General features: G+C 59.4%; 8 protein-coding genes and 1 pseudogene. 6 read left to right on the top strand and 3 right to left on the bottom strand.

Features of this window, described 5'->3' with window-relative positions:
- Nucleotides 1–3 precede the first annotated feature (3 nt).
- From K7W03_RS18965 to K7W03_RS18955, 3 genes are all read right to left on the bottom strand, one after another.
- Nucleotides 4–2574, bottom strand: a complete 2571-nt coding sequence (locus K7W03_RS18965; RefSeq protein WP_222887061.1) for a TonB-dependent receptor — start codon at nucleotides 2572–2574, stop codon at nucleotides 4–6.
- Nucleotides 2575–2651: 77 nt separating this feature from the next.
- Complete coding sequence (locus K7W03_RS18960) at nucleotides 2652–3659, bottom strand: FecR family protein (RefSeq protein ID WP_222887060.1); 1008 nt, start codon at nucleotides 3657–3659, stop codon at nucleotides 2652–2654.
- Entirely contained in the window at nucleotides 3652–4233 is a 582-nt protein-coding gene (locus tag K7W03_RS18955; RefSeq protein ID WP_222887059.1) for an RNA polymerase sigma factor, read from the bottom strand. Before K7W03_RS18955 ends, K7W03_RS18960 begins: the two co-directional genes overlap by 8 nt.
- A 563-nt stretch (nucleotides 4234–4796) precedes the next feature.
- Here K7W03_RS18955 and K7W03_RS18950 point away from each other — a divergent pair.
- The 6 genes and pseudogenes from K7W03_RS18950 (at nucleotide 4797) to K7W03_RS18925 (ending at nucleotide 10127) form a co-directional block, all read left to right on the top strand.
- Nucleotides 4797–5153: a hypothetical protein gene (locus K7W03_RS18950; RefSeq protein ID WP_222887082.1), complete on the top strand. Its 357-nt coding sequence runs from the start codon at nucleotides 4797–4799 to the stop codon at nucleotides 5151–5153.
- Between the two features lie 238 nt (nucleotides 5154–5391).
- Complete coding sequence (locus K7W03_RS18945) at nucleotides 5392–6429, top strand: tyrosine-type recombinase/integrase (RefSeq protein WP_222887058.1); 1038 nt, start codon at nucleotides 5392–5394, stop codon at nucleotides 6427–6429.
- Between the two features lie 102 nt (nucleotides 6430–6531).
- A pseudogene (locus tag K7W03_RS18940) lies at nucleotides 6532–7191 on the top strand (autotransporter outer membrane beta-barrel domain-containing protein); the annotation flags it as partial.
- Nucleotides 7192–7505: 314 nt separating this feature from the next.
- Nucleotides 7506–8543: a GDP-mannose 4,6-dehydratase gene (gmd, locus tag K7W03_RS18935; protein ID WP_025552180.1), complete on the top strand. Its 1038-nt coding sequence runs from the start codon at nucleotides 7506–7508 to the stop codon at nucleotides 8541–8543.
- Entirely contained in the window at nucleotides 8543–9409 is an 867-nt protein-coding gene (locus K7W03_RS18930) for an NAD-dependent epimerase/dehydratase family protein (protein WP_222887057.1), read from the top strand. Before gmd ends, K7W03_RS18930 begins: the two co-directional genes overlap by 1 nt.
- A gap of 58 nt (nucleotides 9410–9467) precedes the next feature.
- Entirely contained in the window at nucleotides 9468–10127 is a 660-nt protein-coding gene (locus K7W03_RS18925; RefSeq protein ID WP_037484369.1) for an ABC transporter ATP-binding protein, read from the top strand.
- Nucleotides 10128–10282: the final 155 nt, after the last annotated feature.

Raw genomic sequence — 10282 nt, 5'->3', positions numbered from 1 at the left:
CGCTCACCATTTCTTGACCAGTTCGAGCGCGATGAAGCGGCCGACCGCTGAATAGTTGGTCGAGTCATAGGGCGTGTCATAATAGAGGCTGGTCGCGACGACCGAAGGCAAGGTATTGAGGATATTCTGGACCGAAAGGCCAAGCTCGACGCCGCGCAACAGCCCCCCTTCCTCGCCAAAGCGATAACGGGCGCTGATATCGATCGTCGTCATGCCGTCAATGTGCAGAGCCGGGGTGGAGCGCACATCCTTGACGCCGCCGATCGTGCTGAGCGTGGCTGCGGTGCGGAAGCCGCCCTTGCTCCAGCCGATCATGCCCCTGCCGCGCCAGTGCGGCGGGTTGAACAATCGTCCCGCCAGTTGCTCGACCGGACCGTCCGCCAAAAGCTGCTGCTCGCTGTCGAGATAGGTGAGATTGGCCGACATCTCGATGTTCCCATCAGCAAGGCCGGCCTTGTAGGCAAGCTGGGCATCAATGCCCCGGATCGTCTGGCGACCGGCATTGATATTGGCGCGATTGATGATCGCGGCGACCTTTGCCGGATCATAGGGCACGCCCGCCCCGTTCAGAAACTGGCTCGCATGGGCGATCGCCGCTGCAAGCTGCTCGGGCGTCGGCGCGTAGCTGATCTGCCTGGCGTAGATGGGATTGACGAGCGCCAGCGCTGACGTCGGGATCGGGTTCACGATGCGGTCGACATAGCGGGTTTGGAAATAGCTGAGATCGAAGGACGCGCCCGGAAGGGCGGGCGGACGCAGAGCCATGGTCACCGACCAGTTGCGCGCCTTTTCCGGCCTGAGGTCGCTATTGCCCCCAGCGATCAACAAGGCGGTGGTCCCGGCGGGATAGCCCCTCCCGCCGAATGTCGTGATTGGATAAAGGATCGCCTGTTCGATCGAATAGAGCTGGATGAAGCTTGGCGCCCGGAAGGATCGGCCCCAGCTCGCCTTGATGTCGAGGAAATCAGCCGGCGCGTAGATCATGCCGAATTTGGGTGTCACGACATCGGCAAGGCCGCGATAGCGCTCATAGCGAAGCGCGGCGCTGAGACTGAGGCTGCGCATCAGCGGCAAGGCCTGCGCGGGCCCAATGAGCGGGAAGCTGGCCTCGCCAAAGGCATAGACGCTGTCCTGCGACGGCCTGGCGTTGTTGATATTGCCCACGCCCCTGAAGATTGCGAAGTCATTTGCCCGGATACCGGCGCCCAGGGCCAGCTTGGCGTCGCCGCCCGGCAAGCCGAACAAGGGGCCGTCGCCCGCGATCTCGCCGGTCATCGTCTGGTTATTATAGCGCCCAAAGGCCCGGCTCGAAAACCGATCGTTGATGAAGGTATCGCCCTGAAAATAAGTGCGCCCCTTGCCGAAACTGCCCGAAAGGCTGAGCTCCCATGGACCTAGCAAGAGCCGCGCCGCTCCCGAAAAGGCCAGCGTATAGCTGTCATAACTCTGGGTGATCCGGCTGACCGACAGATTGGCGGCGGTGCTCGTGGGATAGGAAAATTCACCGGTCCGCTGGTTGTAGAGGCCGTCCAGTTCGATGGTCAGATTGTCGCTGATGTCCTGATGGATGCTTCCCGCGACCGCGTGGCGGCGGCTGGCCGGCAGCAAGGTCAGGTCCGGCCTGATCCGGCCATATTTGCGCTGGTTCGTCATGAGGGCAGTGTTCCGGCCATATTCATAGGTCAGGAAGCCGCCGCCGCCGTTCCAGCGGCTACCCGCCAGCACGCCATATTGCTGCTGGAAATTCCCGCCATCGGGCGATCCGCCGATGCGAGCCCGGGTTTCAACGCCATCATAGTCGCGCCTCAGGATCACGTTGACGACGCCGCCGACCGCGTCCGATCCGTAAATGGCCGAGGCGCCGTCCGCCACAACCTCAATCCGATCGACCGCTGCAAGCGGAATAGCGGAAATGTCGACGCCCTGCCGGGCCGAGTCATAGGGCACACGGCGACCGTTGAGCACGGTGAGCGTCGCGTCGCTGCCCAGGCCGCGCAGATTGACCGAGGACCCGCCGCCGACATTGCCGCCCGTGCTGGACGGCACGTTGAAGCCGACGCCCGGATTCTGCCCGCCACCAAAGCTTTGTGGCAGGCTGCGCGCGACATCGCCAAGATCGGCAAGGCCGCTGTCCCTGATGGCCCTGTTGTCGAGAACCATCACGGGCGAGGGGATCGGCGCGCCGCGGATGCGGCTGCCCGTGACCAGGAGGCTTGCGCCCTCGCCGCTTTCCCCGTCCTGCCCGGACCCGCGTCCTTTCCGGATAATGATAGTGCCGTCGAGCCGCGTCCAAACAAGACTGGTTCCGGCAAGCAGTCGATCTAGCGCCGCCTCCACCGTGAACGCGCCCTGCAGGACTGGGCCATTCACCCCCTGGACAAGGTCCGCGTCGACAAGGATTGTTTGCCCGGAGCGCAGGGCCAGTTCACGAATCGACGCACCAAGCGGCTGAGCGGGCAACACCATTGCGATGCTGGAAGAATGCTGTGCCAGCGCTGCCGGGGCGCTGACCGCGAGCGCCGCGGTGACGATACTGCCGGACAGATACAGAGCGGATAATGAAAATCGAGACATTTGGCCTTCTCCCCCTTGCCGCCAATGGGCGGGACAGCGGGGAGACGCCGGCTTGCTAAAACACCCGACAGATTTTTTTACATATTCGATCCCGCCCGCTTGGGCGGCGCCACCAGCAGGATCGTGGCGCGGTCGGGTCGCTCCACCTTGAGATGGAAACTGGCTGCGGCGGCGCGCGCGAACCCTTCCGGATCGCGAACCCTAAATGCACCCGTCACGCGCAGCGGCATGGCAAAGGGCTCGGCCAGCCGGACCTGTATCCTGTTATAGCGGTTGATCGCCGCCACCGCCTCGGCAAGGGGCGTCGCATCGAGCGTGAGCATGCCCGACACCCATAGCGCCTCCTCAGCAGACACGGCCTGACCGGCCATATCCCCATCAAGCGCCATGCTCTGTCCCGGAACAATCGTCCTTGTCTCTCCGCTGACATCAGGCCTGTGCAATTCCACTGACCCATCGATTACGGTAACCAAGGGATGCGCACCGATCAGGCTGACGTCGAACATCGTGCCATGGGCGACAATCTCGCCACCCGCGACCCGCACACGGAAGGCGCGCCTCTCATCCCCAGCGACCTCGAAACGCGCCCGCCCCCGGTCGAGGTCGAGCCGCCGTTCGCTGCCGGACAATTGCACGCGAAGCCGCGAGACCGTGTCGAGGATGACAGTTGATCCGTCCGCAAGGCTGATCGTCCGGATCTCGCCCACTGCCGTTTCATAGACGGCGGCCTCAGCCGCCGTGGAAATGCCCAAGGGGCCGCCGGACCGCAGGAGGCTGACCGACGCCACCCCCAGCAGAATAGCGGCGCCAAGTCCGGCAGCCGCGATATGCGTCTTCTGCCGCATCCAGAATGGCGCGCGCGGGAGCGAGCGGTTCCGGCCGACATGCCGTTCCTGGAGCAGCGTGCCGAGCTGCCAATTCCGCTTAATCAGGTCATAGGCGATGCGATGCCGGGGATCCGCATCGATCCAGAGCGCAAAATCGCGCTCCAACGCCGGATCGGATTGTCCGGCACGCCGCGCCAGCCATTTTTCGGCAGCTTCATGGATGGATTGGGGAATCTCTGCCCCGCCGGGCTCAGTCATGCGCCCGCAAATGCCGTCCAAGCTGCCTGATCGCCCTGCTCATCTGCTTCTCGACCCCTCGCACGCTCAATCCGGTCCGTTCGGCAATCTCGGCATAGCTATAGCCATCAAGACGGCAAGCCAGAAATATCTCGCGGGTCAACGGCTTCAATCGCAGCACGGCCTCCTCGATCCGGACGAGCCGGTCGCGCGCCTCCAGCGCGGCGACGGGATCGCCACCCGAAAGCGGCAGATCCTCGATCGGAACATGATGATGCGCACAACAGCGCTCTGCTACCCTGGCCTCATCGCGCAGCACATTGCGCGCCGCTTGGCGGAGATAGGCTCCGGGTGCCCGGATCGCTCGACCATCATGGTCCGAACTTCCAACCATGCGGCTGAAAACCTGCTGGATGACATCTTCCGCCTTGTCATGCCCCGTCCATCGCGAGAGGAAACGCAGCAGCGAGGGCCGCTCTTCCCGATACAGGCTAGCCAGCGGGTCCGGCGAGAAAGCCGCACGATCATGCTCAGGCGGCAGCGGATCACCCTCATCCAGCGGCAGGCGCGCCATTTCCGAAGCGGGCCGTATCATGGCCTGCTCCTGCTATTTGTTCTGGCTTGCGATCCCATCCGCCGCTCCCTCGCACAAGACGAGGTTGCGCCGGATAAAACCGGGCGTTGAGCCGCGCTTGAGAACGCGTGTCGATGCCTTTGGCCATAAATGGCTTGGACATAACATCGACCACCCGGCCGCTTCCGCGACGAGTCTATCCTTCCCAAGCGAGGGGCTCAAACCTCGGCGCCTTCCAACGAAAACGCCACGACACATTATCGTAATGTCAAGTCGGTGCAACAGGTTAGAGAAAGATCGAAATCAGCTTTGTTCCACCCTGTCCGCATCGCCCTTGGTTGAGATAGGCAGCTCTGACGCGCCCTAAGTTCATGTGCGAGGACAGACCGGTCGTCCACGTCGAGCATCGGCCGGGGCAGCGGTTCCACTATCGGCGCATATAAGTGCGATCCGGGCCGATCTGGACCATTCCCTTGCAGGCCTCCGAAAAGCGATAGTCATTCATGGCAGCGGATCGCTTCTGCATCCCCGACGTGGGGCTGGCCCGCGGCCACTGGACATCGTCATGAACAGGCCAACGCCCGATGAAGAACTACAAGACCCGGCGCCTGCCCGAGGGAGATGAGCAGGCGGCTCGAGCATCTGGCGACAAGTTCGGGTCGGGGGCGGTCGGAAGTTCTGGTCGATGCCTGTTTCAACCTGCGACAGGCGCCAAGCTCTTTGCCCAGTGGCTGAGGAGCTTGCAAATGATGCCCGAACTTCGACCATTCAAGAACACGGAGTTTCCAAACCCCGGCATGCTCGAGCTGATCGCCCTGCGCATATACTGCCGGACGCCGCGCCGCACACTCAAAGGCGCAGCGCGCCAGCAAGCCCTCGGTGGAACGATACGGACGACGACAGCTAAAGGGGCTTCTCCATGTCGACAAGACGTCGCCTAACCAAGTCACCCGGCCAAGCCGATGCGACAACGCTGCATGGGGCACCGGTGGCTGGCGAAACGCCGACGGCAACTCTCCTAACCCCGCGTGACATCCTGTCGCGGCTGAACATGCACAGCACCGATCCCGCAAAATGGATGCGCCGGACCTTCGTGAAGCATGGCGTGCCCTATATCCACGCGTGCGGAAAGACGCGCGCGACAGAGTCACAATATCAGCTGCTGCTGGAGAAGATCACATGCTCTCCTTCCGTACCCGTGGGAAGAACCGGGTTTACCATATTCGAGGAACAATCGCGCTCGGCAACAAACGGATCATCGTCAAGGAGTTCAGTTCAGGAACGAGTGACCGCGATGCTGCGGCGCACCTGATGGCGGAACATGAGACGAAGCTGCGGCACCGGCTGATGTTCGGTCCGGCCGCAATCGTGGCGCAAGGCAAAATAGCCGACGCTTTTGAAAGCTACCTGACGAAAGCAAAGCCCCCCTGCCCGTCGGACATCCTGCGCATCGGCAAGCTCAATGGCCTGATCGGAGACTTCAGCCTGCGCGAACCCAAGCAGGCCTGGGAGCATTTTCGCCGCGCCTATCTGACCGGCCATGACCCGGCGGGCCAGGATCGCTATCGCGCCGTGTTCCAGGCCGCGATCAACGTCCATCACGACCTGCACGACCTTCCGCCCCTGCGCATCAAGGCGATCCCGTTCGACAATGAACGGGTGCGCTTTCTCAGCAAGGAAGACCGCGACCGGCTGATCGAGGCCTACTCACCGCACATACAGCCGATCATCACCCTGCTCGCCTTCCATGGCCCACGCATCCAGACGGCATTGCAGCTCCCGTGGGGTGTCGAGGGCGTCGATATGAAGGAGCGTTCGATCCGACTCAATCACACCAAGAATGCGATCATCCGATCCGTGCCGATGCATCCACGTGTCATGGACGTGCTGCGCCCGATCTGGGAAAAGCGGGGCCAGCCGACGACGGGGCATGTCTTCCTCAATCGGTTCGGCAAACCCTATCAGGACACGCGCAAGGCGAAGATCCCCGGCGGCAATCCGATCAAGAACCAGCACGCCACCGCGTGCAAGCGCGCAGGGGTAGAGGATTTCACCGTCCATGACTGGCGCCACCACTGGGCATCGCACTGCGTCATGGCGGGGATCGACCTCATCACCATCATGAACATGGGCGGCTGGAAGTCGCTGCGCATGGTCCAGCGCTATTCCAGTGTCAGCGTCGATCATATGCGTGAATCCATTAACCAGCTAAACTGAAGCAGATCGGCCCATGCCCGAGAGAGACGTGGCGCAGGGAAACCAACTCCACATTCTTTCGTCACCAAAACCTGCGTATGACAGGCGGGTTCGCTCGGCGCATTCGTCCGCTATGTCGACACCCGTCAGCAGATCGGTGCGCTTACGGCCAGGACCGAGACCGACGGCATGATGGCCGGTGCGATCGCGCAGGCAGCGCGGGCGGGCTTCCACATTGCCGCCTCGCTCAGCCCTGACGCCAGCAAGGTGGATACTGATCGCAGCCTGTTGAGCGGCAGCAAGCTCAGCAGCCATTACCGCCTGCATAGCTGGACGGCAGACATATCGCTGGGTCATCCCTTCAGTCTAGCCGACGGCAGGGGCCTCGAACCCGAGGTCGGCTTCACCCATATCTCCTCGCGCCGCGGGAGCGCGAGCGAGACGGGCGATGTGGTCTGGGCATTGGATGTCGAGGGACGGCGGACTAAGGCCAGCTTCCTGCGGGGATCGCTCGAACTGCACGGCGTGGCCAAGGCTAGCATCAGCCCGTGGCTCTCTACTGATGTCCTGCATCAACTGACCGGCACACGCGGCTCTGCGACCGCTGCCTATGCCGGCGTCACCGATACCCTGACTGTAGCTGGCGTAAGCCGAAGCAGGACGCTCACCACGGTTAGAGCAGGTGTGAACCTGCAGGTTTCGTCAGCTGCAGCCGTCTTTTTTTCAGCGGCATCAGCGAATTTGGCGCCGAAAGCACCGGTCAAAGAGCCTCTTCTGGCTTGAGTATCCGTTTCTAAACTCCAAATACCATACAGCTATTAAATAGCTAATAGCTGTATGGTATCGCCTTGTAAGACAGGCCGAATCCATAATTTCCTGCGAACTTCTTAGACGCGCGACATCATTACAATGTCGAACCAATTCGTGCCAACACTGATGCTACGATATCTTTTTGCTGTGAACCACGAAACCGATTTTCTATAAAATTATTTAAAATAGATATGTTGTACCGTGGTCAGAAATGAACGCTTTGCCCTCTGGCCATCACGCCACAATGCTACTATTGGGATGTGCCAACATCGTTAAGGGAACAAAATATGTCAAAGAGTGCCATCGTTACCGGAATCAGCGGCCAAGATGGCGCATATTTGGCGGAGAATCTGCTCGACCGCGGGTATACGGTCTATGGCACATATCGCCGGACCAGTTCAGTCAATTTCTGGCGGATTGACGAACTTGGGATTTCCAATCATCCCCAGCTTAAGCTGGTCGAATATGATCTCACCGACATGGGGTCGGCCATCAGGCTCATCGAAACGTCTGAAGCGACCGAAGTCTATAACCTTGCTGCGCAGAGCTTCGTCGGGGTCTCATTCGATCAGCCTATCACCACCGGCCAGATCACAGGTTTGGGAGCCGCCTATCTGCTCGAGGCGATCCGTACCGTCAACAAGGACATACGCTTTTACCAAGCCTCCACATCCGAGATGTTCGGCAAGGTCCAAGCCATCCCGCAACGAGAGGATACCCCTTTCTACCCACGCAGCCCATATGGTGTCGCAAAGCTCTATGCCCATTGGCTGACAGTCAACTATCGGGAAAGCTTCGGTATCTTTGGCACCAGTGGCATCCTGTTCAATCACGAGTCTCCACTGCGCGGCCGTGAGTTCGTGACACGCAAGATCACCGACACAGTTGCAAAGATCGCCCAGGGTAAGGCAGAGGTCCTGGAGCTTGGCAATCTCGATGCCAAACGCGACTGGGGTTATGCAAAGGATTATGTTGAAGGTATGCGGCTAATGCTGCAGCATGACGTGCCGGATACGTATGTACTTGCCACAAATCGGACAGAAACGGTCCGCCATTTCGTTGAGCTGGCATTCGCCCAAGCAGGCATTTCGCTCGAATGGTCGGGCAAAGAAGAGAACGAAATCGGTGTGGATCCGCAAAGCGGAAAGACCCGCGTTCGCATAAACCCTGCCTTCTATCGGCCTGCAGAAGTCGATCTACTGATCGGCGACCCAGGCAAGGCGGAGCGCAACCTGGGCTGGAAACCGAAGGTACAGCTTGAAGAGCTCGCCCGTCTGATGGTGGAAGCCGATATGCGACGTAACGCTACGGGCTGGTCGTTCTGATGCGGGTGGCGCTGACCGGGGCGACTGGGTTTACCGGTCGTTTCGTCACCTCTGCCTTGGAAAAGGCAGGATTGACGCCGGTCGCGTTACAGGTCGATCTGCGCAACAAGGATGCTGTTGATAAAGTTGTCGACGCGACAGACTTTGCCAGGGTTATCCATCTTGCAGGCCACGCCTTTGTGGAAGCGGCTGATTGGCAGTCTTTCTATTCGATCAACCAGCTTGGAACGCTGAACCTGCTTGATGCCGTGGCGCGGAAAAGGCCCGGTGCGCGGTGCATTATCGCATCGAGCGCGCAGGTCTATGGCCCACATGCCGAAGGCCTGATCTTAGAAGACGCTCCGACAAATCCGACAAATCATTACGCTCTGAGCAAATGGGCGATGGAACGTGGCGCTGAACTTTGGCGCGACAGGCTTGAAATCGTTGCGACCCGACCCTTTAATTATACGGGGGTAGGGCAAGATACTAAGTATCTAATCCCCAAAATCGTCGATCATTTCCGACGTCGAGCTGACGTGATAGAACTGGGCAATACTTGGGTGCGCCGTGATTTTGGCGATGTGCGGACGGTTGCGGACGCCTATACTGGCCTTGTGCAGGCGGCTGTCGTCCCATCGGTCGTCAATATCTCAACCGGATCAGTATCTTCGATCGGCGATATATTGGAGCGGCTCACAGTGCTGAGTGGCCATCATATCGATGTGCAGGTCAATCCCGCTTTCGTACGAAAAGGTGATGTAGAGGTCCTTGGCGGAAGCGTCGCAACACTTCGTCAAATTCTGCCCGATTGGCAACCGATGTCGTTAGATGATACATTAGAATGGATGTATAGCGTCGATGATAGTCAGCGAAGACAACCATAATTGTTCGGTGGCATTATCCGGCAATGTATTTAGCAAAGTTAGATGTCTGGTTACGTAAATGATATCTTTTGAAAATGTCTCGAAAAGCTACCATATCCGGAAGTTCCGGAAGGATGTTCTGAGCGGCCTGAACTTCGAAATTCCAACCGGTTCCAGTGTTGGAATATGTGGAGCGAACGGGGCCGGGAAATCAACGCTCATGCGTCTGATTTCGGGTGTAGAGGCGCCGACCTCTGGAAAGATCACGCGAACCGTAACCTGCTCCTGGCCCATAGGATATTCCAGTTGCTTTCAATCAAGTCTGACCGGGGCAGACAACGCACGTTTCATCGCGAGAATTTATAACAGGGATATACGGCAGTTACTGGATTATGTCGAAGATTTTGCTCAGTTGGGTCCGTATTTTTATCAACCGATTTACAGTTACTCAGCAGGTATGCTGGCGCGATTGGCGTTTGGAGTATCCCTAGCGATCGAATTTGATTGCTATCTCGTCGATGAGGTCACAGCCGCTGGCGATGATCGTTTTCGCCAACGATGTGAGGAAGCCCTTCATTATCGCCGCGCTAACGGAACGTTGCTGATGATCAGTCACGACCCCAATACGCTGCGCTCATATTGCGAACGTGGCGCCGTTCTGAACAATGGCCAGTTGCTCTTTTTCGATACGATCGATGAGGCCATCGATGTGCACATGCATAATCAGGCGGCGCACTGATGCGATCTTGCCATCTGCAGGGCGCCGGCGCTCGGCCCGGAGGAAGTGTTACTTTTTGGGCAGGATAGGAGTAACCGACCGATTGGCACCGCCTGTCTGATGGCGCAGTGATTTCGTAGAGACGGTCATAGCGACGTCGTTAGCGACGTATCTTG

This window comes from Sphingobium sp. PNB (assembly GCF_019873065.1).
Taxonomy (GTDB): domain Bacteria; phylum Pseudomonadota; class Alphaproteobacteria; order Sphingomonadales; family Sphingomonadaceae; genus Sphingobium; species Sphingobium fuliginis.
The sequence above is the reverse complement of the archived record's forward strand: the minus strand, read 5'-3'. Positions and strand labels throughout refer to the sequence as shown.

What these genes read in the sequence shown, in the direction of transcription:
- K7W03_RS18965 (WP_222887061.1), bottom strand. Translation starts at nt 2,574, where the DNA reads ATGTCTCGATTTTCATTATCCGCTCTGTATCTGTCCGGCAGTATCGTC.
- K7W03_RS18960 (WP_222887060.1), bottom strand. Translation starts at nt 3,659, where the DNA reads ATGACTGAGCCCGGCGGGGCAGAGATTCCCCAATCCATCCATGAAGCT.
- K7W03_RS18955 (WP_222887059.1), bottom strand. Translation starts at nt 4,233, where the DNA reads ATGATACGGCCCGCTTCGGAAATGGCGCGCCTGCCGCTGGATGAGGGT.
- K7W03_RS18950 (WP_222887082.1), top strand. Translation starts at nt 4,797, where the DNA reads ATGAAGAACTACAAGACCCGGCGCCTGCCCGAGGGAGATGAGCAGGCG.
- K7W03_RS18945 (WP_222887058.1), top strand. Translation starts at nt 5,392, where the DNA reads ATGCTCTCCTTCCGTACCCGTGGGAAGAACCGGGTTTACCATATTCGA.
- gmd (WP_025552180.1), top strand. Translation starts at nt 7,506, where the DNA reads ATGTCAAAGAGTGCCATCGTTACCGGAATCAGCGGCCAAGATGGCGCA.
- K7W03_RS18930 (WP_222887057.1), top strand. Translation starts at nt 8,543, where the DNA reads ATGCGGGTGGCGCTGACCGGGGCGACTGGGTTTACCGGTCGTTTCGTC.
- K7W03_RS18925 (WP_037484369.1), top strand. Translation starts at nt 9,468, where the DNA reads ATGATATCTTTTGAAAATGTCTCGAAAAGCTACCATATCCGGAAGTTC.